The sequence below is a fragment of the Hydrogenophaga sp. GW101-3F08 genome (assembly GCF_059424585.1).
Genome location: NZ_JBWKZP010000001.1, coordinates 354,904 through 376,230 on the forward strand (window position 1 = coordinate 354,904; position 21,327 = coordinate 376,230).

A 21,327-nucleotide genomic window follows, 5' to 3' on the forward strand; every position below is an offset into this window, starting at 1 on the left:
GTGTCCCCGCTCGGTTCAGATGCGTTCAACGATCGTGGCGATGCCCATGCCGCCGCCGACGCAGAGTGTGGCGAGGCCGTAGCGTTTTTTCGTCCGGTGCAGCTCGTCGATCAGCGTGTTCAAAATCATCGCGCCCGTGGCGCCGAGCGGGTGGCCCAGCGCGATCGCGCCGCCATTCACGTTCACCTTCTCGTGCGGCACGCCCATCTCACGCATGAAGCGCATGGGCACGGCGGCAAAGGCTTCGTTCACCTCGAACAGATCGATCTGGTCGATGGTGAGGCCGGCCTTGGCCAGCGCCTTGCGCGCCGCCGGCATGGGGCCGGTGAGCATGATGGTCGGGTCCGCGCCCGAGAGCGCCGCCGCCACGATGCGCGCGCGCGGCGTGAAGCCGTGGGTCTTGCCGGCGGCCTCGCTGCCGATCAGCAGGGCCGCCGCGCCGTCCACGATGCCCGACGAATTGCCCGCGTGGTGCACGTGGTGGATGCGCTCCACCTGCGGGTAGCGCTGCAGCGCCACCGCGTCGAAGCCCATGGCGCCCAACTGCTCGAAGGCGGGCTTCAGACCGGCCAGGCCCGCCATCGTGGTGTGCGGTTTGATGAACTCGTCCACCGCCAGGATGATCTGACCCAAAGCGTCTTTCACCGGCACCACCGAGTGCTGGAAATGCCCGGCCGCGCGCGCAGCGGCAGCGCGCTTCTGCGATTCGAGCGCGAAGGCATCCACGTCTTCGCGCGTGAAGCCGTCGAGCGTGGCAATCAGGTCGGCGCCGATGCCTTGCGGCACGAACAGCGTGGCGCTGTTGGTCTCCGGGTCCTGCGCCCAGGCGCCGCCGTCGGAGCCGATCGGCACGCGGCTCATGCTCTCCACGCCACCGGCCACCACCAGGTCTTCCCAGCCGCTCTTCACCTTCATGGCGGCCATGTTCACCGCCTCCAGGCCCGAGGCGCAGAAGCGGTTGAGCTGCACGCCCGAGCAACGCCAGTCCCAGCCGGCCTTGAGCGCGGCCACCTTGGGCAGCACCGAGCCTTGTTCCCCGATGGGCGAGACCACGCCCATCACCACGTCGTCCACCGCCGAGGTGTCCAGGTGGTTGCGGTGTTGCAGCTCGCGCAGCAGGCCGGCCAGCAGGTTGACCGGCTTGACCTCGTACAGGCTGCCGTCCTTCTTGCCCTTGCCGCGTGGGGTGCGGATGGCGTCGAATACAAATGCTTCGCTCATGGGCTTGTCTCCAGGTTGACGGGCCGGGCCACACGCCCGCCGAAAGGTGATTTGCGGTTCCTGCGGATCAGTATAGACTTTTGCCAAGCAAATGCTTTGTGAAAATGGTGGTGCCGCCGTCCAACCAGCGACACCACGCCATCATGCACATTGCCGCACTTTCCGATACCCACGGCAACCCCAGCACCCAAGAGCACCCCATGATCGACCGCACCCTGTTCAACACCGACCACGAGGCCTTTCGTGACAGCTTTCGCCGCTTCGTGGAAAAGGAGATCGCCCCTTTTCACGGGGGCTGGGAAGAGCAGGGCTATGTGGACCGTGCCGTCTGGCGCAAGGCCGGTGAGAACGGCTTTCTCTGCATGACCATGCCGGAGGCGTATGGCGGGGCCGGGGCCGACAAGCTGTACTCGGTGGCGCAGATGGAGGAGATCGCACGCGCCGGGGTCAGCGGCATCGGCTTCGGTCTGCACAGCGAGATCGTGGCGCCGTACATCCTGCACTACGGCACCGAGGCGCAGAAGAAAAAATACCTGCCGTTGCTGGCCACGGGCGAGATGGTGGGCGCCATTGCGATGAGCGAACCCGCCGCCGGCAGCGACCTGCAGGGCGTGAAGACCACGGCCATCCACCAAGCCGACGGCAGCTACCTGCTCAACGGCAGCAAGACCTTCATCACCAACGGCTGGCACGCCGATCTGGTGATCGTGGTCGCCAAGACCGACCCGGCCGCCGGCGCCAAGGGCACCAGCCTGCTGCTGGTGGAGCAGGGCATGCCGGGTTTCAGCAAGGGAAAGCGCCTGAAGAAGCTGGGCATGAAGGCGCAGGACACGTCGGAGCTGTTCTTCGACAACGTCAGCGTGCCCGCCGAGAACCTGCTGGGGGGCGAGGGCAGGGGCTTCATCTGCCTTATGGAACAACTGCCCTGGGAACGGCTGCAGATCGCCATCGGCGCCGTGGCGGCGGCGCAGGCCGCCATTGACTGGACGGTGGCGTACGTGAAAGACCGCAAGGTCTTCGGCCAGCCGGTCGCGAGCTACCAGAACACCCGCTACACGCTGGCCGAGCTGCAGACGGAGGTGCAGGTGGCGCGCGTGTTCGTGGACAAGTGCTGCGAGCTGGTGGCGGTGGACCAGCTCGACACCGCGACCGCCAGCATGGCCAAGTACTGGTGCAGCGACCTGCAGTGCAAGGTGATGGACGAGTGCGTGCAGCTGCACGGCGGCTACGGCTACATGTGGGAATACCCGATCACCCGAGCCTATGCGGATGCGCGTGTGCAGCGCATCTACGGCGGCACCAACGAGATCATGAAAGAGGTGATCTCGCGCGGCATGGGGCTGGGTGCGCGTTGACGATTCGGCCCGGGATCCCCTTGGGCCTCGTCCCCCAGGCGGGGGTGGACTGCCTTGAACTTGGGGCGCAAAGTACCCGAGGGGGTTTTGTACCAACGTCTGGAGGAACAACATGAAAGCCTGGTTCAAACGCATGGGCGGCGTGTCCGCGTTGGTGGTCGGCGGGGTCCTGTCAGGGTGCGGTCACGGCATCACAGGCCTGGGTTTGGTCACCGGCCACCGGTTGGAGTGCGACGCGGCGAGCAATGTGTGCGGGCTGTCGAACACACAGCAATATTCGTTCGCGATCCAGGGGCACGGTACCTGTGGAACGATCGGTGTCAACTGGGGCGACGGCTTCTCGCAGAACAGGGCGGGTGACTTCGCCGCGACCACTTCCAGGACCTGGATCGGCATGGACCACCGCTACTCGCGCCCCTCGGCGGGCCAGATGATCCACAGCTGGCCAGGGCCAAAACAGGTGCATGCCTACTCGGTGGCCAACTGTGTGGGCGAAGCCCGGTTCCCTTTTCACCTGATGCACGCCACGAAGCAGTCGGACGGGTCGATCCGGCACAACGCCGCCTTCATTCTGGCGATGGGGGCGAAACTGGGCAAGCCCTGCAACAGCCTGCCGGATATGGTCGATCTGCGCATCGGCAGCCGGGTCATCATCGATGAGCTGCCATCCAACAGCGACATGAATTTCGGTTGCCTGTTCAACGGCTGCATCAATGGTCCGGAGGGCAATGCCGGCCCTGTCAGCGGGGCCTTTCCGTTCCCCACGATGCGGCGCCATTCGCTGGTGTTGCGCGTCGTGAACCCGGTGGCCGGACAGGTGCAACTGGTGCAGGGTCAGGCGCAGCGGACGGAGTTCGTGGTGAACGCGAACGGCCCGCTGGAGTTCTGCGTGAACGACGATGCGCTGGGAGACAACACGGGGGGGTGGGGCCTGGCCATTCAGGTCGACGAGACGGCGGCCCGCTGAATCGGGGCCGGGTCAGGCCCGCGCCGGCTCAACGGCACTGGTAGTCAACAGCAGTCGCACTGTTGCGGAAAGGGTCGGTCAGGTCCGACGAGTACTCGCCCATGAGCAGGCGCTTCTTGGGCAGGAAATGTTGCCGGAAGTAGCGCCCCGCGCGGGCGATGCGCTGGCCCTTGTCGGTGAGCTTGACGCAGCCGTTCTGGATCACGATGGTTCCGGACGCCAGTTGCTCGGTCAGGCGCACATCGACCAGGCGGTGCTCGTTCATGTACTCCTGGGTGAAGACCTCGGCGAAGCGCTGGTGCTGGATGCCGCCACCGCGCTGCTGGATCTTTTCCAGGATGTAGAACGACAGGGAGCGGTCGATCACGGTTGGCACGGAGATGGCGAGGCAGTAGCCCGTCAGCAGCCAGATCACCACCAGCTGCAGCTTCTCGAACCCGCCCAGCGGCCGGAAGTAGCCCAGGGCGAACACCAGCGCGCCGGTGGCGAGGGCCGCGATGATGCCGTCGGCGATGGCTGCGTAAAACACCACGTCGATGGCCAGGAAGCGGATGTGCAGCAGATAGACCACGACCAACAGAGCCAGAAACAGCACCGTGGCGACGAGCGCGCGCAGGAATTTCATTTTTTGAACACCAGAAACTTGTTGCCGAGATAACTCAGGGCGATTTGCAGGGAGGTGGCCAGCACAAAGCCCAGGCGGTAGTCCAACCCGAGCCAGTCCGTCCACACCATCAGCACACCGCCGTGAACGATGGCGATCAGCCCATACAGGCCACTGAACTTCAGCGCCTGCCCGAGCAGCGCTTCGCCGCTGTGCCCGAAGACGAAGTAGCGGCTGCCGAGAAACGACACCGCGATGCCGGCCACCGCGGCGCAGAGGTTGGCCAACCCGGCGGAGGCAAAACGCAGCACCTCCAGGTTGTAGGTGAGCACCGCGTAGTGCACCGCGGTGGCCAGCAGTCCGTTGAAGGCGTAGCGCAGCATCTCGCCGCCGTGCCGCCGGGCCAGGTCCTGCACCATCAGTCGGTTTCCAGGATCTGTTCCACGAAATCGCGGTAGGCGATCGCCGTGGTCACCGTGCCACCGCGCACCACGCCGGTCAGCATCAGCGTCATGAGCGCCAGCGCGCCGGTCTGCAGGAACATGAGCACCAGAATGCCCAGCACCAGCGAGAACCAGCCGGGTGTGGAGAACCCGAGCAGCTTGAGGGCAACCGCGGCGAAGGTGCTGATCACCGACAAGGCCGCAATCACGGCGCAGGCGATGCCCACCCGCACCAGCACGTCCTCGGCAAACACCATCAGGGCCTTGAAGCCGTGCAGCGTCAGGCCCACGAAGTTCATCTTGGAGTGGCCGGCGTAGCGGGGGCCGCGATCCAGGGAGCAGGCCTCGGTGCGCAGTTTGGACGCCAGAACCGCACCGGCCACGTGGATGTTCAGCTCCTGCATGGCGACCAGGCGCCGGAGCGCGTGGGGCTTGATCGCCATGAAGTTGCCGAAGCTGATGGCCCGGCCCGTCATCAGGCGGAAGAAGCGCTTGTAGATGGCGTAGAAGGCCTTGAAGCGCAGGGTTTCCACGCGGCTCTTGCGCCGGGCAACGACCACGTCCACGTCGTCGCTCCGCAGCGCCGCGAGCAGGGGCGGGATGGTCGAGGGCAGGTCCTCGCCGTCGGAGTCCATGACCACCACACGCTGGTGGGGCTGGACGAACTCGGACGCATAGCCCAGACCGATCGCGATGGCGCGCTGGTGGCCCACGTTGCGGCGCAGTTTGAGGATCACGCCGTCGATGCCGGCGCCGCGCAGGCTGTCGATGGTCAGCGGCTGCTTCACCGAGCCATCGTCCACCGCGATCACGAAGACCTCGCGGTCGAACTGGCCGGCCAGCTCCTGAAACAGGCGGCCGCTGGCTTCCCGGTCTTCATAGACCGGGGTCACGACGATGATGGGGTGCTTTGGTGTGCTCATTCGGCGAGGCGGCGGCGAAAGTAGTGGATGGTCTTGTCCAGACCCGCGTCCAGCTGGACCTGGGGCTCCCAGTCCAGCACGGCTTTGGCCAGGGTGATGTCGGGCTGGCGCTGCTTGGGGTCGTCCTGCGGCAGCGGTTTGAACACCAGCCGGGAGCTGCCACCGACCTTCTTCAACACCGCTTCGGCCAGCTCGCGGATGGTGAACTCGTGGGGGTTGCCCATGTTGACGGGGCCCGTCACCCCGGCATCGCTGGCCATCAGGCGGGTGAAGCCCTCGATCAGGTCGTCCACATAACAGAAGCTGCGCGTCTGCGAGCCATCGCCGTAGATGGTGATGTCTTCGCCACGCAGCGCCTGCACGATGAAGTTGCTGACCACGCGCCCGTCGTTGGGGTGCATGCGTGGGCCGTAGGTGTTGAAGATGCGCGCGACCTTGATGTCCACCTGGTGCTGCCGGTGGTAGTCGAAGAACAGGGTTTCGGCGCAGCGCTTGCCCTCGTCGTAGCAAGAGCGGATGCCGATCGGGTTGACCCGGCCCCAATAGCTTTCCTGCTGCGGATGGATTTCCGGATCGCCATACACCTCGCTGGTGGATGCCTGGAAGATCCGGGCCTTGGTGCGCTTGGCCAGCCCCAGCATGTTGATGGCGCCGTGCACGCTGGTCTTGGTGGTCTGCACCGGGTCCCACTGGTAGTGCACCGGCGAGGCGGGACAGGCCAGGTTGTAGATCTCATCCACCTCCACATAGAGCGGGAAGGTCACGTCGTGGCGCATCAGCTCGAAATGCGGGTTGCCCATCAGGTGCGCCACGTTGTCCTTGGCGCCGCTGTAGAAGTTGTCCACGCACAGAACGTCGTTGCCCTCGGTCAGCAGGCGATCACACAGATGGGAGCCCAGAAAGCCGGCGCCCCCCGTCACCAGGATTCTTTTGCGGTTGGATATGCGCATGCTGTGCCTCGGTCTTTCGCGAAGGAAATGGTGGGGTGCCGCCATCGGGCGGTGGTGCAGGACGGGATTCTGAGGACTGCAGTGTGCCGCACCGTTGGCATCATCGACCAACGGGCGCCGAGGCGGTGTACCTCTTGCAGTACGCAGAACCTGAGAAATCAAACAGATAGGCGCCTGCGTCGGCATCTTCCCAGGCGGGCAACGCGGGTGAGAGCGCTCGCAGGTGGGCCAGGAAATCCTGTCTTTGCCCGAATCGATGGGTGATGACGATCCAGGTGCGCCCCGGGGCCTGGCCGCTGCAGATGCGCCTCACAAGGGCATACGCGTTGTGCTGGACATTGCGCGTGTCAAGGTAAGTCCACAGCACAACACCGTCCAGCCCGTATGCTGGTGCGTAGAGGCTGAAGGCCTTGTTTGTCCATGTGCTGACCGCGATGTGGTCGCCCGGCTCGCGGTGCATCTGGACGTAGGCCAGGGCTCCTTTGATGTTGGAGTGGTTGTAGGGGTGCCAGGCTTTCGTAAAGCTGAGCGAGCCGGTCGCGACCATCAGGCCGGCCGCGACAAAGAGGGCGCCCCAGGCACAGCCGCGGTGTCGGCACCGCAGGGCACGGTCGACCAGCACCGAGAGGGTGAGCAGCACCACCGGCACCAGAAACAGGATCAGACGGGAGCGAAACGGGTACAGGTGCAATACCGAGGCCAGCAACACCGACAGAACCGACAGCACAAGGAAACCGGCCAGGCGCCCGGGTGAGCGCAGCAACGCCACCACACCGGCCAGGGTCAGGCACAGCAAGGCGACGTTAAGGGGCTCGAACCAGTCGGGCAGACCGAGGTGCCCCGCCACGCCCACATGGCGCAGCGCCAGATGCACCAGGGCCAGGGCGTTTTCCCAGTACCAGAAGAGATCTTCAAGGCCACGCGGCACGGGGGCGTAGGCGAAGCTCCAGAACCCCAGCAGGCTTCCCTTGCTCGACAGCGCTCGCAGCGACACCTCGTAGTTGAGCCCGAAACTCGTCAGCCAGATCAGGCCGACGACCGAGATCGCCGCCCAGGCGCGGTGCTGCCTGTGTATCGCCATTTCCAGCCAGAGCGTGGCACCCACCGCCGCCAGGACAAACACGGCCGGGTGCGAAAACCAGACCCCCAGGCCTCCCGCGATGGCCAGCACGGCAGCGCCCGAGCGCCAGCGTTCGGCCCGGAACACGGCACCCGCCCAGAGGATGAGCATCGCCACCAGCACATCGCCCGAATACTGCTTGAGCTCCGAGCTGTAGTACACGAGCACCGGAGAACACGCGACCAGGCCGACGAACAGCAGACGGGCGACAGGATGGCTGAGCGTCAGCAGGCCGATGCGCCAGGCCACCACCACGCTCAGGCATCCGGACAACAGCGGCACCAGGCGCAGCGCCAGGTCGCTGTCGTTCCAGAGCAGGACGCTGATCTTGACGAGCCACAGGAAGCCCAGCGGCGCGACCTGGTCGTTGGCCAGCGGGTGGGTCAGCAGGTCCGCCATCGTGCGGCCAACGATGCTCGTGGCCAGATAGGCTTCGTCCAGCCAGAGCGAGCGGTTGAACGCGTATTGCCAGATGCGCAGAAACAGGCCCAGCCCGATCAGCAGCGCAAACGCCAGCCTGAGCCAGGTCTGGGGCGTCGCCCGCGCCCGGATGGTGGCTCGGGCCGGATTCGGGACATCGCCCAGCGGTGGGCGCTTCGTGGCGGCGGGATGATCCATCGAGCGTTCTCCAGCACTGATCGAACGAATCTCGGGCGCACAAAAAAGCGCCCCGAAAGGCGCTTGTTTGCAATGTCACTGGCGGAGAGGGCGGGATTCGAACCCGCGGTGGGGATTAGCCCACACACGCTTTCCAGGCGTGCGACTTAAACCGCTCATCCACCTCTCCGCGAAGCCTCGCATTGTAGCAGGCGGCGAGGTCTGTTTTCGGCATCAGGCCGCTTTGCCGGTGCCGATCATCTTCATCGCCGAGCCGATCAGGCCCGCGACCTCGGTCATGTTGCCGGGAATGATGAGGGTGGTGGTGGCGTCCGCGGCGACCTTGCCATAGGCATCGACGGCGCGTTCGGCCACTTTGAGCTGCACCGCCTGCTCACCGCCGGGCTGGCGGATGGCGGTGGCGATGCGTTCGATGGCCTGTGCGGTGGCGTCGGCCACCGCGGTGATGGCCGCGGCCTCGCCCTGGGCGTTGTTGATGGCGGCCTGCTTTTCACCCTCAGAGCGGGCGATGAAGGCCTCGCGCTCGCCGGTCGCGATGTTGATCTGCTCCTGGCGGCGGCCTTCGGAGGCGGCGATCAGGGCCCGCTTCTCGCGCTCGGCGGTGATCTGCGCCTGCATGGCCAGCAGGATTTCCTTGGGCGGTGTGAGGTCCTTGATTTCATAGCGCAGCACCTTCACGCCCCAGTTGAGCGCGGCCTCGTCGATGGCGTGCACCACCTGGGCGTTGATGATGTCACGCTCTTCGAAGGTCTTGTCGAGTTCGAGCTTGCCGATGACCGAGCGCAGCGACGTCTGCGCCAACTGGGTGACGGCGATGATGTAGTTGGACGAGCCGTAGCTGGCGCGCATCGGGTCGGTGACCTGGAAGTACAGGATGCCGTCCACCTGCAGCTGGGTGTTGTCGCGCGTGATGCAGACCTGGCTGGGCACGTCCAGCGGGATTTCCTTCAGGCTGTGCTTGTAGGCCACTTTGTCGACGAAGGGCACGAGGAAGTTCAGGCCGGGCGCCAGGGAAGAGTGGTACTTGCCCAGGCGTTCAACCACCCAGGCGTTCTGCTGGGGCACGACCTTGATCGAGCGGGTGATGAAGATCGCGGCGATGACGAACAGGATGACGGCAATTTCCATGACTTGTCGCTTTGTGAAAAGTTGAGGAGGGGGGAGGGTAGCGCAGTTGTGCGCGGGTTTGAAGAATGGGCTGCGGCTGCGCCGCCAGCGGCCGCCTCGGCCTCTCAGACCTTTTCCACCAGCAGGCGGTTGCCCACCAGCTCGGCCACCCGGTAGGCGCCCGGCACCGCCGCGTTGCCCGGGCGCTGGATCACGGTCCATTGCGCGCCCCGGTACTTCACCAGGGCGGTGCCGTCGGCCTGCCATTCTTCGATCTGCAGCACCTCGCCCACATCCAGGTTCACGCTGCGCATGGCGCGCACCGATGGGTCGGCCGGGCTGCGCCGCTTGATCAGATACCAGCCCACCACGGCGGCCGACCCGACCACCGCGGCGGTGATCAGCTGGGTCGCGGTTCCTGCGCCGGTGTGGGCCACCAGGGCGGCGGCGACCATGCCCACGGCCAGCATCAGCAGGTAGAACGTGCCCGTGAACAGCTCCAGCGCCACCGTGGAACCGGCCAGCAGCCACCAAAGGGTTGAATCCGACATGAATACCACCGCCCGATCAAAAAGACATGACATCGCCGCAGGCCCGGGCCACGGCGAAACGTTTGTGTAACCAGCGCCACATTCTGCGCCAAAAGGCCGGGCGCCCCAGGGCGCCTCCCCTGTTTTCCGTACACTTCGCGCCTGCCTAGTTTCTTTTGAACCCGAGAGTCGTCCTGCGGCTGGAGATTGCCATGAAATTCCGTTTTCCCATCGTCATCATCGACGAGGACTTCCGCTCCGAGAACACCTCGGGTCTGGGCATTCGCGCGCTGGCGCAGGCGATCGAAACCGAGGGCTTCGAAGTGGTCGGGGTCACCAGCTACGGCGACATGAGCCAGTTCGCCCAGCAGCAGAGCCGGGCCAGCGCGTTCATCCTCTCCATCGACGACGAAGAGTTCAGCCACGGGGACGATCTCGATCCGGTGGTGCTGAACCTGCGCAACTTCATCGAAGAGGTTCGCCGCAAGAACGCCGACGTGCCGATCTACATCTACGGCGAAACCAAGACCAGCCGCCACCTGCCCAACGACATCCTGCGCGAGCTGCACGGCTTCATCCACATGTTCGAGGACACGCCGGAGTTCGTGGCGCGTCACATCATCCGGGAGGCCAAGAGCTACCTCGAAGGCATCCAGCCGCCGTTCTTCAAGGCGCTGCTGGACTACGCCGAGGACGGTTCCTATTCGTGGCACTGCCCGGGGCATTCGGGTGGCGTGGCGTTCCTGAAGAGCCCGGTGGGCCAGATGTTCCACCAGTTCTTCGGCGAAAACATGCTGCGCGCCGACGTCTGCAACGCGGTGGAAGAGCTGGGCCAGCTGCTGGACCACAACGGTGCGATCGGTGCGAGCGAGCGCAACGCAGCGCGCATCTTCAACGCCGACCACTGCTTCTTCGTCACCAACGGCACCAGCACCAGCAACAAGATGGTCTGGCACCACACGGTGGCGCCGGGTGATGTGGTGGTGGTGGACCGCAACTGCCACAAATCCATCCTGCACAGCATCATCATGACGGGCGCGATCCCCGTCTTTCTGAAACCCACGCGCAACCACTACGGCATCATCGGCCCGATCCCGCAGAGCGAATTCGAGATCGATGCGATCAAGGCCAAGATCCGCGCCAACCCGCTGCTCGCGGGTGTCGATGCCGATACCGTGAAGCCGCGCGTGCTCACGCTCACCCAGTCCACCTACGACGGCGTGCTCTACAACACCGAGGCCATCAAGCAGATGCTCGATGGCTACGTGGCCAACCTGCACTTTGACGAGGCCTGGCTGCCGCACGCGGCGTTCCACCCGTTCTACGGCAATTTCCACGCCATGGGCAAGAAGCGGGCGCGCCCGATGGAGTCGGTGGTGTACGCCACGCAGTCCATCCACAAGCTGCTGGCCGGCATCAGCCAGGCCAGCCACGTGCTGGTGCAGGACTCGCAGCACGTCAAGCTCGACCGCCACCTCTTCAACGAGGCCTACCTGATGCACACCAGCACCAGCCCACAGTACGCGATCATCGCCAGCTGCGACGTGGCCGCGGCCATGATGGAGCCGCCCGGGGGCAAGGCGCTGGTCGAAGAGAGCATTTTCGAAGCGCTGGACTTCCGCCGCGCCATGCGCAAGATCGACGCCGAGTTTGGCCAGGACGACTGGTGGTTCCAGGTCTGGGGCCCGGACGATCTGGCCGACGAGGGCATGGGCGAAGCGACCGACTGGGTGCTCAACCCCGACCCGTCGGGCTCGCAGGCCACGGCCAAGGACTGGCACGGCTTTGGCGACATGGCGCCGGGCTTCAACATGCTCGACCCGATCAAGGCCACCATCGTCACGCCGGGCCTGAACCTGGACGGCCGCTTCGAGACCACCGGCATTCCCGCTTCCATCGTCACCAAGTTCCTGGCCGAGCACGGCGTGGTGGTGGAAAAGACCGGGCTCTACAGCTTCTTCATCATGTTCACCATCGGCATCACCAAGGGCCGCTGGAACACCTTGCTGACCGCGCTGCAGCAGTTCAAGGACGACTACGCCAAGAACCAGCCGATGTGGCGCATCCTGCCCGAGTTCTGCCAGAAACATCCGCGCTACGAACAGATGGGGCTGCGCGACCTGTGCCAGCACGTGCACGCGCTGTACGCGCGCTACGACATCGCGCGCCTGACCACCGAGATGTACCTGAGCGACCTCACGCCCGCCATGAAGCCCAGCGACGCCTTCGCGCACATCGCGCACCGCACCACCGAGCGGGTGCCGATCGACGAGCTCGAAGGCCGCATCACCACCAGCCTGGTCACGCCGTACCCGCCCGGCATCCCGCTGCTGATCCCGGGCGAGGTCTTCAACAAGAAGATCGTGGACTACCTGAAGTTCGCGCGCGAGTTCAACACCCAGTGCCCGGGCTTCGAAACCGACATCCACGGCCTGGTGGAGGTGGTGGGCGACGATGGGCGCAAGCACTACTTTGCCGATTGCGTGAAGGCGGGGTAACCTGTGCTTTTCCAACCCGGTTCAGCAAGGAGCACCCATGTTTCCAGAATACCGAGAACTGATCTCAAGGCTCAAGAGCCACGATGTTCACTTCACACGCCTGTTCGACAAACACAATGCACTGGACCAGACCATCCGAAATATGGAAGCGCACATCGAGCCTGCCACGCAGATCCAGATTGAAGCGCTGAAAAAGGAAAAACTGATGCTCAAGGACCAGATCTACGGTCTGCTGCGTCAGGCCGATTCCTGAGCACCCAAGGCCCTGGCTCAGGGCCGCTGAGCCGCCGCACCGTCCGGCGCGTTCAGATCCAGGCCTTCGCGCACACGCGCAAAACTGGCAAAGCGGGGCAACCCGCTCTCGTGCAGACCCCGAAAACGGTACGTGACCCAGGCGCCCACCGCCGGTGGGTGGCGGCGCTGGGCATCGCTGAACCCGGAGCCCAGGCGGAAGCGCCGACCGTCGGGGGTCTGCACCAGCAAGGCCCCCATGAGACCCGCGTATTTGCCCCGGCCCGGCAGGTGGGCCACGACTTGGGCCTCGGCGTCTTCGTGGGTCTTGAGCTTGAGCAGATCGTCGCTGCGAACGCCGCGGTAGAGCGAATCGCCGCGGTGCAGCATCAAACCCTCGCCCCCGTCGCGCACCACGCGGTCCAGCCGGGCCATCAGGGCCGCGTGGCTGCCCACCCGCTCCTGCGGCACCGCCTGCACCCAGGCTTGGCCCAGTCGCGCCACTTGCTGCCGGTAGGCCTGCAGCCGTTCCGAGAAGGTGCCCGGGTGCGCTGGCAAGTCAAACACCATGAAACGGATCGCGCGCCAGGCCTCGTCGTCGGGTGTCTGCTGCCGCACGGTGGACATCGTCTGCTCGAACCGGCCCCGACCGGCCCAGAGCTCGCCGTCCATGGGCTGGGCCGGCCAGCCCGCGGTGAACCAGGCGGGCGTCTGCACCACTTCGCCACCACGGGTCAGCAGCCGCTGGCCGTCCCAATAGCCCCGCAACCCATCGTATTTTTCACTGACCCAATAGGCGTCGAGCCGCACGCCGGGCCGGTACACCCCGGCCAGCATGAGCGCGGGTTGGTCTTTGGCCGCGGCCCAGCGCGGCGCTGCCAAGGCGGCGCCCAGCAGCGCTAGAAACGGCCGGCGGCGAAGCATCGGGGGGCGAGCGGTGCTCAGGCCACCGGTTCGCTGTCGCGGCTGGCGCCTGCGGTCTGGCTGAAGCCGCCATCCACATAGGTGATCTCGGCCGTGACGCCCGAGGCCAGATCGGACAGGAGGAAGGCGGCCACGTTGCCCACGTCGTCGATGGTGATGTTGCGGCGCAGGGGCGAGGCGGCCGCGACCATGCCCAGCAGCTTGCCGAAGTCCTTGATGCCGCTGGCGGCCAGGGTCTTGATCGGGCCGGCGCTGATGCCGTTGACGCGCATGCCCCGCGGTCCCAGCGATTCGGCCAGGTAGCGCACCGAGGCTTCCAGGCTGGCCTTGGCCAGGCCCATGGTGTTGTAGTGGGGAATGATGCGCAGGGCGCCCAGGTAGCTCAGCGTGAGCAGGGCGGCGCGGTCGTTGAGGTAGGGCAGGGCCGCCTTGGCCATGGCTGGGAAGCTGTAGGCGCTGATGTCGTGGGCGACGCGGAAGTTCTCGCGCGACAGGCCGTCGAGAAAATCACCGGCGATGGCTTCGCGTGGAGCGAAACCGATGCTGTGCACGAAGCCGTCGAACCTGGGCCAGGCCTGCGCCAGATCGGCGAACATCCGGTCGATCTGCGCGTCGTCGCTCACGTCGCAATCGAATATGAGCTGGGAGTCGAATTCGGCCGCGAACTCGGTGATGCGGTCCTTGAAACGCTCACCCACGTAGCTGAACGCGAGCTCGGCACCTTGCGCATGGCAGGCTTTGGCGACGCCGTAAGCGATGGAGCGGTTGGACAGCACACCCGTGATCAGCAGTTTCTTGCCAGCGAGAAAACCCATTGCTCAAACTCCAGAGAAATTTCCAGCAGAATTGTCGCATGCGCTTTTTCCGTCTCCGCCTCCGTTCACGCTGGTTCAGCTTGTGCGCGGCCGCCGTGGCGTTGTGGTTCAGCCCGGGCGCCTGGGCGGCACACGGTTATGCCCTGTGGGGTGATTTGAAGTACCCGGACGGGTTCGCGCATTTCGCCTATGTGAATCCGGCCGCGCCCAAAGGCGGTGAGCTGCGGCTGGTGAGCAATCTGCGGGTATCGACTTTCGACAAGTACAACCCGTTCACCTTGCGCGGCAATGCGCCGGCCTATCTGTCGGACCTGATGTTCGACACGCTCCTGACCGGCTCGCTGGACGAAACCGGGGCCGGCTACGGCCTGCTGGCCGAAGACGTGAGCGCGGCTGGCGACGGCCTGTCGGTCACCTTCCGCCTGCGGCGCGAGGCCCGTTTCCACAACGGTGACCCGGTGCTGGCCGCCGATGTGAAACACAGCTTTGACACCCTGATGGGGCCATACACCTCGCCCGCCTACAAGACCATCCTTGAGGACGTGGCCGGGCTGGATGTGCTGGACGAGCGCACCGTGCGCTACCGCTTCAAGAAGCCCAACCGCGAACTGCCGCTCACCGTGGGCGGGCTGCCGGTGTTCAGCCGCGCCTGGGGCGATACCAAGGATCCCAAAACCGGTCAACGCAAGACCTTCGACCAGGTGGTGATGGACCTGCCCATCGGCAGTGGCCCCTACAGGATCGGCCCGGTGCAGTTCGGCAAGGACATCACCTACGTGCGCGACCCGGCCTACTGGGCGCGCGACCTGCCGGTGCGTCGGGGCACCGCCAACTTCGACCGCATCACGGTCAAGATCTACAAGGACAACACCGCGCGGCTGGAAGCGCTGAAGGCGGGCGAGTTCGATCTGATGCGCTTCTTCTCGGCCGGCGACTGGGCGCGCCGGGTCAGCGGCAAACGCTTCAACACCGGCGAACTGGTCAAGGCCGAGTTCAGCCACCGCTTGCCCATGGGTTTCCAGAGCTATGTGCTCAACACCCGCCGTCCGCTGCTCGCCGACATCCGCGTGCGCGAGGCGCTGGGGCTGGCGATGGACTACGAGTGGATGAACCGCCAGATGTTCTACGGCTCCTACCAGCGGGTGCAGGGTCTGTTCGGCAACACCGATTGTTCGCCCACCGGTGAGCCCGGGCCGGATGAACTGGCGCTCATGCAGCGCTGGCGTGCTCAATTGCCTGCGGCGGCCTTCGGGCCCATGTACACCCCGCCGCGCACCGATGGCGGGCATTCGCTGCGGTCCAACCTGCGCCGCGCCCAGGCGCTGTTGCGTGAGGCGGGCTGGACCGTGCAGGGGGGGCAGCTGCGCAACGCGCAGGGACAGGCCATGGTGCTGGAGTACCTGGACAGCGCCGAAACCGGGGTCCGGGTGGTCATGCCCTGGGCGCGCAACCTTGAAAAGCTCGGCATTCAACTGAAGTTCCGGCCCGTGGATTTCGCGCTGTACCAGCAGCGGCTGCGCGGTTTCGACTTCGACATCATCTCCATCGCCTTCGGCGGCACGCACAACCCCGGCGCCGAATACGCCGACCTGTTCGGTAGCCAGGCCGCAAAAACCGAAGACTCCGGCAACTTCGCCGGCGTGAACAACCCGGCGGTGGACACCCTCATCGCGCGCATGACCAACGCCCGCTCGAAGCCGGAGTTCCTGGCCGCCTGCCGGGCGCTGGACCGCGTCATCAGCCACAGCCACTACCTGATCCCGCAGTGGTCCGCGACCACCCACCGCATGGTCTACAACGCCTGGCGGCTGGAGCGACCGAAAGACATGCCGCCTTACGCCGCCGGGGAAACCTGGGCGATCGATACCTGGTGGAGCAAGCGGTGATCACCCCCGCGCCGCGTTTTGCACGTCACCCCCACGAGGGAGCAACGCCAGCGACCCGGCCAGAGCTTGTCGAAGGGCGGTTCCGCGGCGTTCCCGGCGGGCGTGACGCGCTCCGGAAAACTGCGGGTGCAGGCCCGTCATCGGTTACAAACTGACCATGTGGGTCTACATCCTCAAACGCCTCCTGCTCATGATCCCGACGCTGTTCGGGGTCCTGTTGCTCACCTTCGTGGTGATCCAGTTCGTGCCCGGCGGGCCGGTGGACCAGTACCTGGCCGAGGCGCGCACCGGGCGGGGCGGCGGCGCCGAAGGGGGCTCGGTGTACCGCGGCGCCCAGGGCGTGGACCCGCAGCGGCTGGAGCAGATCAAGGCGCTGTACGGCTTTGACAAGCCGGCCCACCAGCGCTTCGTTCAGATGCTGGGGCAGTTCGCGCGGTTTGACCTGGGCACCAGTTTCTTCCAGAACAAGGCGGTGTCGGAACTCATCATCGAAAAGCTGCCGGTGTCGATCAGTCTGGGCCTGTGGACCTTCTTCATCAGCTACCTGGTGGCCGTGCCGCTGGGGGTGGCGAAGGCGGTGCGGGCCGGTTCGCGCTTCGATCTGGTCACCACGCTGCTGGTGCTGGTGGGCTACGCGATCCCCGGTTTTGTGCTGGGTGTGGCGCTGCTGGTGATCTTTGGCGGGCAATTGCAGTGGTTTCCGCTGCGCGGCCTCACCTCGTCCAACTGGGAGGAGCTCAGCTGGGGGGCGCGCATCGTGGACTACCTCTGGCACATCACCCTGCCGGTGACGGCCATGGTGCTGGGCAGTTTCGCGGTCACGGCCATGTTGACCAAGAACGCCTTCCTGGAGGAAATCCGCAAACAGTATGTGGTGACGGCACGCGCCAAGGGCCTGAGCGAGCGCCAGGTGCTGTGGAAGCACATCTTTCGCAACGCGCTCATTCCCATCGTCACCGGCTTTCCGTCGGCCTTCATCGGTGCGTTTTTCGCCGGCTCGCTGCTGATCGAGACCCTGTTCTCGCTGGACGGTCTGGGCCTGCTGAGCTACGAGAGCGTGATCCGGCGCGACTACCCCGTGGTGCTGGGAACGCTGTTCTTCTTCACGCTGATCGGGCTGGTGACCAAGCTGGTTTCCGATCTCTGCTACGTGTGGGTGGACCCGCGCGTCAAGTTTGATTGAGCGAAATGGCCGCCGCTTCCCCCTCCCGCCGCGCCTGGCAGCGCTTCAAACGCAACCGCCTGGGTTACTGGAGTCTGGTGATCTTTTGCGTGCTGGTGGTGGCCAGCCTGTTCGCCGAGCTGTTGTCCAACGACCGGCCGTTGCTCGTGCGCTACGAGGGGCAAACCTACTTTCCCATGGTGCGCGACTATCCGGAAACCGTGTTCGGGGGCGACTTCGAAACCACCACCGATTACCTGGACCCCTTCATTCGCGAACAACTGAGCCGGGGCGACAACTGGGCGCTCTACGCGCCCAACCCCTATGGCCCGAAGACACTCAACTACTTCGCGAAAGAGCCCAACCCCTCATCGCCCACCCGCGACAACCTGTTTGGCACCGACGACCGCGGGCGCGACCTGCTGGCCCAATTGATCTACGGTTTTCGCGTCAGCGTGCTGTTTGGACTGGCACTCACCGCCATCGGTGTGGCGCTGGGGGTGGTCACGGGGGCCATCCAGGGCTTCTTTGGTGGCAAGACCGACCTGGCGTTCCAGCGTTTCATCGAAATCTGGGGCTCCATGCCCGAGCTTTACCTGCTCATCATCTTCTCCGCCGTGTTCGCGCCCAGCCTCAGCCTGTTGCTGATCCTGCTGAGCCTGTTTGGCTGGATGGGTCTGTCGGACTATGTGCGCGCGGAATTCCTGCGCAATCGCCAGCTCGACTACGTGCGGGCCGCCCGTGCCCTGGGCCTGTCGAACTGGCAGATCATCTGGCGCCATGTCTTGCCCAACAGCCTCACGCCGGTCGTGACCTTCTTGCCGTTCCGCATGAGCGCCGCCATCCTGGCGCTCACGTCGCTGGATTTCCTGGGTCTGGGCGTGCCGCCGGGCACGCCGTCGCTGGGCGAGCTGCTCAGCCAGGGCAAGAACAACATCGACGCCTGGTGGATCTCCATGTCCACCTTCGCCGTGCTGGTGATCACGCTGCTGCTGCTGACCTTCATGGGCGACGCGTTGCGCGATGCGCTCGATCCACGCAAGGCCGACCAATGAGCGCCCCCACGCTCCCCGCTGCGCGTGGTTCGCTGCCCCCTGAGGGGGCTGCCCCGCCTTGGGGCGGCCCGGCGGTGGGGCTCGGCCCTGCGCTGCTCGACGTCAAAGGTTTGCGTGTGGCGTTCGGTGGCCAGGAAGTCGTGCACGGCATCGATTTCTCCATCCGGGCCGGCGAAAAGCTGGCCCTGGTGGGGGAGTCCGGCTCGGGCAAGACGGTTTCGGCACTTTCGCTGCTGCGCCTGGTGCACAACGCCGAGGTCAGCGGCTCGGCGCTGCTGCAAGGGCGCGATCTGCTGCAGATGAGCGAACACCAGTTGCGCGGCGTGCGTGGCGACGAGGTGGCCATCATCTTCCAGGAGCCCATGACCGCGCTCAACCCGCTCTACACCGTGGGCGACCAGATCGGCGAGGTGCTGCAGCTCAAGAAGGGCCTCACGCCCCGGCAGGCGCTGGCGGCCACGGTCGAGTTGCTGGCCTCCACCGGCATTCCCGAGCCGGCGCGGCGTGCCAACGCCTTTCCGCACCAGCTCAGTGGCGGCCAGCGCCAGCGCGCCATGATCGCCATGGCGCTGGCCAGCAGTCCGAAGCTGCTGCTGGCCGACGAGCCCACCACCGCGCTCGACGTGAGTCTGCGCGGCCAGGTCCTCGACCTGCTGGCCGATCTGCAGCGCCAGCACGGCATGGCGGTGTTGCTGATCACCCACGACCTGAACCTGGTGCGCCGGTTCGCCGACCGCGTGGCGGTGATGGAGCGCGGCCATCTGGTGGAGCAGGGGGGCGTGGCCGAGGTGTTCGGCGCGCCGCAGCACGCCTACACCCGCAGGCTGCTGGCCAGCAAGCCCGAGCGCGACGTGGCGGCCACGGCTCAGGCTGCGGCGGAGCCGGTGTTGCGGGCGCGGGGGCTGCGGGTGGGGTACACCGTGCCCTTGCCGGGGGTGCGCGGCTGGTTCAGAAAAGGCGAGTTCGTGGCGGTGCAGGGCGCCGACCTGGACATCGCGCCCGGCCAGACCCTGGGGGTGATCGGCGAATCCGGCTCCGGCAAGTCCACGCTGGCCCTGGCGGTGCTGGGCCTGCTGCCGCACGGCGGCGAGCTGGCCGTGACGGGGCAGGGCTGGCCCGAGGCCTTGCGTGCGGGGCAGACCCGCGCCCTGCGACAGCGCATCCAGGTGGTGTTCCAGGACCCGTTTTCGTCGCTCTCGCCGCGCATGACGATCGAGCAGATCGTGGGGGAGGGTCTGCTGGTGCACCAGCCGCAACTCACTGCCGCCCAGCGGCGGGAGCGGGTGGTGGTCGCGTTGGCCGACGTGGGCCTGGTGGACGATCCGCGCCACGGCAGCGACTGGCTGCAGCGCTACCCGCACGAGTTTTCCGGTGGCCAGCGCCAGCGCCTGGCCATCGCGCGCGCGCTGATCGTGGGGCCGCGCTTGCTGGTGCTCGACGAGCCGACCAGTGCGCTGGATGTGACGGTGCAGAAGCAGGTGCTGGGCCTGCTGCAGCGCCTGCAGCGCGAGCGCGGCCTGAGCTATCTGCTCATCACCCACGATGTGGACGTGATCCGGGCCATGGCGCACGACGTGCTGGTCATGAAGGACGGCCAGGTGGTCGAGCAAGGGCCCGTGCAAACCGTGCTGGAATCGCCCGGGCATTCCTACACCCGCATCCTGGTTCAAGCATCGTCTTGAGAGGGGCCACACTGTGGCCTCTTGACTTTTATCAACCTCAAACGGGGGCCGACCGGCTACAACACGCGGTTTGCCCGGCCCTCCGTCTTCTGGACATCAGCATGAACGACAGGCTATCCCCCCCGGCCACCACCTCGTCAGCCCCCGTCACCCTGCGCTCGCCCCTGCGCTGGCTGGCGCTGGGCTGGGCCGATCTGCGGCGCAACCCGGCACCGGGCCTGATCCACGGCCTGCTGCTGGCCGCCTTCGGCTGGCTGCTGCTGTGGGCCGCGCGCGACCAGTTCTGGTGGCTCGCGGGTGCGTTTTCGGGTTTTCTCATCGTCGCCCCCATCCTGGCCACCGGGCTGTACCACGTCAGCCGGGCCCGCAGCAGCGGTCGCTGCGTGGGCATGGCCGAGGTGGCCCAGCTCTGGCGCTCGGGCGACGGCCGGCTGGTGCGTTTCGGCCTGCTGCTGGGGCTGGCGGGCACCGGCTGGGTGCTCACCTCCGCGGGCCTGATCACACTGTGGTCGCCCGAACCGATCCTGAAACCGGTCGACTTCCTGCGCCACGTGGTGCTGGTGCGCGACATTGGCCTGTTTGAAGTCTGGTTGCTGATGGGCGCGCTGCTGGCGGCTCCGGTCTATGCGTCCAGTGTGGTGGCGCTGCCGATGCTGGTGGACACCTCGGTGCCGGTGAGCATGGCGGTGGCCGAGAGCTGGCGTGCGGTGGCGAACCACCCGGGCCCCATGGCGCTGTGGGCACTGGTGATCGCCGTGCTGGCCGGCATCGGCATGCTCACGGCGCTGCTGGGCCTGATCGTCCTCATCCCGGTGATCGCCCACGCCAGCTGGCACGCCTACTGCGATCTGAGCCAGCGCCCGCCCGCCCCCCAGGCGCCCGCGCCGACCCCGACCTGAATCCCAACACTTTCATCATGGAAACCACCCTTTTTGGCTACACCGAAGGTCAGATCGCCCAATTCGGGCTGACCTTCGGTGTCGGCGCGTTCATTCTGTACATGCTGTTCATCGTGTTGAACCTGGCGCTGGAATCCAAAGCGGGCAAATTCGGAACCTTCATTCTTTTCCTGGTGTTGTCGTTCGGCATGCTGGGTTTCCTGGCCAAAAACATCATCCAATGGGCGCTTGGGATATGAATCCGGCGCCTCGGGGCCTGGCCAGCCGTGTGATCTTGCCAATGGGGGAGTAGACGGGTTACAATCCCGGCTTCACGACCAAATGGGCGGGTTACTAC

The 21,327-nt window shown here is 65.8% G+C and carries 20 protein-coding genes and 1 tRNA gene; 10 read left to right on the forward strand and 11 right to left on the reverse strand.

What is annotated here, in order from left to right; genetic code table 11:
* Window positions 1–15 precede the first annotated feature (15 nt).
* Window positions 16–1,221: an acetyl-CoA C-acetyltransferase gene (locus tag AC07YZ_RS01915; RefSeq protein ID WP_494793517.1), complete on the reverse strand. Its 1,206-nt coding sequence runs from the start codon at window positions 1,219–1,221 to the stop codon at window positions 16–18.
* A gap of 200 nt (window positions 1,222–1,421) precedes the next feature.
* On the opposite strand from AC07YZ_RS01915, the gene AC07YZ_RS01920 reads away from it, so the two are divergent.
* Both AC07YZ_RS01920 and AC07YZ_RS01925 read left to right on the forward strand, forming a co-directional pair.
* On the forward strand, window positions 1,422–2,576 hold the full coding sequence (locus tag AC07YZ_RS01920) for an acyl-CoA dehydrogenase family protein (protein WP_494793518.1): 1,155 nt from the start codon (window positions 1,422–1,424) through the stop codon (window positions 2,574–2,576).
* Between the two features lie 112 nt (window positions 2,577–2,688).
* Entirely contained in the window at window positions 2,689–3,543 is an 855-nt protein-coding gene (locus AC07YZ_RS01925; RefSeq protein ID WP_226492993.1) for a hypothetical protein, read from the forward strand.
* Window positions 3,544–3,571: 28 nt separating this feature from the next.
* On the opposite strand, the gene AC07YZ_RS01930 is transcribed toward AC07YZ_RS01925, so the two are convergent.
* From AC07YZ_RS01930 to AC07YZ_RS01965, 8 genes are all read right to left on the reverse strand, one after another.
* Complete coding sequence (locus AC07YZ_RS01930; RefSeq protein WP_494793519.1) at window positions 3,572–4,168, reverse strand: hypothetical protein; 597 nt, start codon at window positions 4,166–4,168, stop codon at window positions 3,572–3,574.
* Window positions 4,165–4,566 (reverse strand): GtrA family protein, encoded by a 402-nt coding sequence (locus AC07YZ_RS01935; RefSeq protein ID WP_494793520.1) that lies wholly within the window; start codon window positions 4,564–4,566, stop codon window positions 4,165–4,167. Before AC07YZ_RS01935 ends, AC07YZ_RS01930 begins: the two co-directional genes overlap by 4 nt.
* Window positions 4,566–5,513 carry a glycosyltransferase gene (locus AC07YZ_RS01940; protein ID WP_494793521.1) on the reverse strand — a complete coding sequence of 316 codons (948 nt, stop codon included), beginning with the start codon at window positions 5,511–5,513 and terminating at the stop codon, window positions 4,566–4,568. Before AC07YZ_RS01940 ends, AC07YZ_RS01935 begins: the two co-directional genes overlap by 1 nt.
* A complete protein-coding gene (locus tag AC07YZ_RS01945) occupies window positions 5,510–6,463 on the reverse strand; it encodes a UDP-glucuronic acid decarboxylase family protein (protein WP_494793522.1) in 954 nt (317 codons plus the stop codon). The genes AC07YZ_RS01940 and AC07YZ_RS01945 overlap by 4 nt, the downstream gene beginning before the upstream one ends.
* A gap of 100 nt (window positions 6,464–6,563) precedes the next feature.
* Window positions 6,564–8,201: a hypothetical protein gene (locus AC07YZ_RS01950; protein WP_494793523.1), complete on the reverse strand. Its 1,638-nt coding sequence runs from the start codon at window positions 8,199–8,201 to the stop codon at window positions 6,564–6,566.
* Between the two features lie 79 nt (window positions 8,202–8,280).
* Window positions 8,281–8,370, reverse strand: a tRNA-Ser gene (locus AC07YZ_RS01955).
* A gap of 44 nt (window positions 8,371–8,414) precedes the next feature.
* A complete protein-coding gene (locus AC07YZ_RS01960; protein ID WP_068168922.1) occupies window positions 8,415–9,329 on the reverse strand; it encodes an SPFH domain-containing protein in 915 nt (304 codons plus the stop codon).
* A gap of 104 nt (window positions 9,330–9,433) precedes the next feature.
* The gene (locus AC07YZ_RS01965) at window positions 9,434–9,859 is read right to left on the reverse strand and encodes an NfeD family protein (protein WP_226492986.1); all 426 of its coding nucleotides are present in this window, start codon (window positions 9,857–9,859) and stop codon (window positions 9,434–9,436) included.
* 191 nt (window positions 9,860–10,050) lie between these two features.
* On the opposite strand from AC07YZ_RS01965, the gene AC07YZ_RS01970 reads away from it, so the two are divergent.
* Together AC07YZ_RS01970 and AC07YZ_RS01975 are read left to right on the forward strand one after the other, a co-directional pair.
* Window positions 10,051–12,336 (forward strand): arginine/lysine/ornithine decarboxylase, encoded by a 2,286-nt coding sequence (locus tag AC07YZ_RS01970; RefSeq protein ID WP_226492985.1) that lies wholly within the window; start codon window positions 10,051–10,053, stop codon window positions 12,334–12,336.
* 37 nt (window positions 12,337–12,373) lie between these two features.
* On the forward strand, window positions 12,374–12,589 hold the full coding sequence (locus AC07YZ_RS01975; protein WP_226492984.1) for an HP1242/YdcH family protein: 216 nt from the start codon (window positions 12,374–12,376) through the stop codon (window positions 12,587–12,589).
* Between the two features lie 17 nt (window positions 12,590–12,606).
* On the opposite strand, the gene AC07YZ_RS01980 is transcribed toward AC07YZ_RS01975, so the two are convergent.
* Both AC07YZ_RS01980 and fabI read right to left on the reverse strand, forming a co-directional pair.
* A complete protein-coding gene (locus AC07YZ_RS01980) occupies window positions 12,607–13,491 on the reverse strand; it encodes a DNA ligase (RefSeq protein ID WP_226492983.1) in 885 nt (294 codons plus the stop codon).
* Between the two features lie 17 nt (window positions 13,492–13,508).
* Complete coding sequence (fabI, locus tag AC07YZ_RS01985; protein WP_226492982.1) at window positions 13,509–14,306, reverse strand: enoyl-ACP reductase FabI; 798 nt, start codon at window positions 14,304–14,306, stop codon at window positions 13,509–13,511.
* 38 nt (window positions 14,307–14,344) lie between these two features.
* On the opposite strand from fabI, the gene AC07YZ_RS01990 reads away from it, so the two are divergent.
* The 6 genes from AC07YZ_RS01990 (at window position 14,345) to AC07YZ_RS02015 (ending at window position 21,229) form a co-directional block, all read left to right on the forward strand.
* The gene (locus AC07YZ_RS01990) at window positions 14,345–16,192 is read left to right on the forward strand and encodes an extracellular solute-binding protein (RefSeq protein WP_494793524.1); all 1,848 of its coding nucleotides are present in this window, start codon (window positions 14,345–14,347) and stop codon (window positions 16,190–16,192) included.
* 157 nt (window positions 16,193–16,349) lie between these two features.
* The gene (locus tag AC07YZ_RS01995) at window positions 16,350–17,375 is read left to right on the forward strand and encodes a microcin C ABC transporter permease YejB (RefSeq protein WP_226492980.1); all 1,026 of its coding nucleotides are present in this window, start codon (window positions 16,350–16,352) and stop codon (window positions 17,373–17,375) included.
* Window positions 17,376–17,380: 5 nt separating this feature from the next.
* A complete protein-coding gene (locus tag AC07YZ_RS02000; RefSeq protein WP_226492979.1) occupies window positions 17,381–18,409 on the forward strand; it encodes an ABC transporter permease in 1,029 nt (342 codons plus the stop codon).
* Window positions 18,406–20,091 (forward strand): ABC transporter ATP-binding protein, encoded by a 1,686-nt coding sequence (locus tag AC07YZ_RS02005; protein ID WP_494793525.1) that lies wholly within the window; start codon window positions 18,406–18,408, stop codon window positions 20,089–20,091. The genes AC07YZ_RS02000 and AC07YZ_RS02005 overlap by 4 nt, the downstream gene beginning before the upstream one ends.
* A 101-nt stretch (window positions 20,092–20,192) precedes the next feature.
* Window positions 20,193–20,990 carry a DUF2189 domain-containing protein gene (locus AC07YZ_RS02010; RefSeq protein ID WP_494793526.1) on the forward strand — a complete coding sequence of 266 codons (798 nt, stop codon included), beginning with the start codon at window positions 20,193–20,195 and terminating at the stop codon, window positions 20,988–20,990.
* A 17-nt stretch (window positions 20,991–21,007) separates the two neighbouring features.
* Window positions 21,008–21,229: a DUF2788 domain-containing protein gene (locus AC07YZ_RS02015; RefSeq protein WP_226492976.1), complete on the forward strand. Its 222-nt coding sequence runs from the start codon at window positions 21,008–21,010 to the stop codon at window positions 21,227–21,229.
* The last annotated feature ends 98 nt before the right edge of the window (window positions 21,230–21,327 follow it).

Excerpts from the sequence above, each read along its gene's own strand:
- AC07YZ_RS01990 (WP_494793524.1), top strand. The coding sequence starts at position 14,345 with ATGCGCTTTTTCCGTCTCCGCCTCCGTTCACGCTGGTTCAGCTTGTGC.
- AC07YZ_RS02005 (WP_494793525.1), top strand. The coding sequence starts at position 18,406 with ATGAGCGCCCCCACGCTCCCCGCTGCGCGTGGTTCGCTGCCCCCTGAG.
- AC07YZ_RS01965 (WP_226492986.1), bottom strand. The coding sequence starts at position 9,859 with ATGTCGGATTCAACCCTTTGGTGGCTGCTGGCCGGTTCCACGGTGGCG.
- AC07YZ_RS01935 (WP_494793520.1), bottom strand. The coding sequence starts at position 4,566 with ATGGTGCAGGACCTGGCCCGGCGGCACGGCGGCGAGATGCTGCGCTAC.
- AC07YZ_RS01945 (WP_494793522.1), bottom strand. The coding sequence starts at position 6,463 with ATGCGCATATCCAACCGCAAAAGAATCCTGGTGACGGGGGGCGCCGGC.
- AC07YZ_RS02015 (WP_226492976.1), top strand. The coding sequence starts at position 21,008 with ATGGAAACCACCCTTTTTGGCTACACCGAAGGTCAGATCGCCCAATTC.
- AC07YZ_RS02000 (WP_226492979.1), top strand. The coding sequence starts at position 17,381 with ATGGCCGCCGCTTCCCCCTCCCGCCGCGCCTGGCAGCGCTTCAAACGC.
- fabI (WP_226492982.1), bottom strand. The coding sequence starts at position 14,306 with ATGGGTTTTCTCGCTGGCAAGAAACTGCTGATCACGGGTGTGCTGTCC.
- AC07YZ_RS01925 (WP_226492993.1), top strand. The coding sequence starts at position 2,689 with ATGAAAGCCTGGTTCAAACGCATGGGCGGCGTGTCCGCGTTGGTGGTC.
- AC07YZ_RS01960 (WP_068168922.1), bottom strand. The coding sequence starts at position 9,329 with ATGGAAATTGCCGTCATCCTGTTCGTCATCGCCGCGATCTTCATCACC.
- AC07YZ_RS01930 (WP_494793519.1), bottom strand. The coding sequence starts at position 4,168 with ATGAAATTCCTGCGCGCGCTCGTCGCCACGGTGCTGTTTCTGGCTCTG.
- AC07YZ_RS01980 (WP_226492983.1), bottom strand. The coding sequence starts at position 13,491 with ATGCTTCGCCGCCGGCCGTTTCTAGCGCTGCTGGGCGCCGCCTTGGCA.
- AC07YZ_RS01915 (WP_494793517.1), bottom strand. The coding sequence starts at position 1,221 with ATGAGCGAAGCATTTGTATTCGACGCCATCCGCACCCCACGCGGCAAG.
- AC07YZ_RS01920 (WP_494793518.1), top strand. The coding sequence starts at position 1,422 with ATGATCGACCGCACCCTGTTCAACACCGACCACGAGGCCTTTCGTGAC.
- AC07YZ_RS01940 (WP_494793521.1), bottom strand. The coding sequence starts at position 5,513 with ATGAGCACACCAAAGCACCCCATCATCGTCGTGACCCCGGTCTATGAA.
- AC07YZ_RS01975 (WP_226492984.1), top strand. The coding sequence starts at position 12,374 with ATGTTTCCAGAATACCGAGAACTGATCTCAAGGCTCAAGAGCCACGAT.
- AC07YZ_RS01995 (WP_226492980.1), top strand. The coding sequence starts at position 16,350 with ATGTGGGTCTACATCCTCAAACGCCTCCTGCTCATGATCCCGACGCTG.
- AC07YZ_RS01950 (WP_494793523.1), bottom strand. The coding sequence starts at position 8,201 with ATGGATCATCCCGCCGCCACGAAGCGCCCACCGCTGGGCGATGTCCCG.
- AC07YZ_RS02010 (WP_494793526.1), top strand. The coding sequence starts at position 20,193 with ATGAACGACAGGCTATCCCCCCCGGCCACCACCTCGTCAGCCCCCGTC.
- AC07YZ_RS01970 (WP_226492985.1), top strand. The coding sequence starts at position 10,051 with ATGAAATTCCGTTTTCCCATCGTCATCATCGACGAGGACTTCCGCTCC.